Genomic DNA, 376 nt, shown 5'->3' with positions numbered 1-376 from the left:
CCTTGGAGATGCTGCCGATCCGGAACCGGCCGTCGGGACCACCCGCTTGCCCGGTCGCAAAGTCGCCGATCCCCGAGCCACCTTGGAAGCCTCCCGCGCCCCCGGTGCCCGGGAGAAACGGCCGGTTGCGGCGGGGGGCGGGCCGCTGGCGGAGAGCGGTTGGGACGCCGGCCGGTTGGGCGGGCGGACCCACCGGGGCCGCGCGGTCCGCGGCCGCGCCCGCCGCCGCCACCGCGACCGCAGGGACCGCGACGGCGACCGAGCCGGAGGCTGGGCTGCCGCCGCTCGACCCGGCCGCGATCCGAACGGCTCTCGGCCAGCGCCCCGCCGCCGACGTCACCGGGGCGTTCGTCCGGGTCACCGGGAGCGCGGGAGG

Annotated in this window: 1 pseudogene; it reads left to right on the top strand. The window is 79.8% G+C overall.

Features of this window, described 5'->3' with window-relative positions:
- Window positions 1-125 precede the first annotated feature (125 nt).
- Window positions 126-376: pseudogene (locus tag UK12_RS43915) on the top strand (hypothetical protein); the annotation flags it as partial.

It is taken from the genome of Saccharothrix sp. ST-888 (genome assembly GCF_000955975.1).
GTDB lineage: Bacteria > Actinomycetota > Actinomycetes > Streptomycetales > Streptomycetaceae > Kitasatospora.
This window is presented reverse-complemented; position numbering and strand designations above follow the sequence as displayed.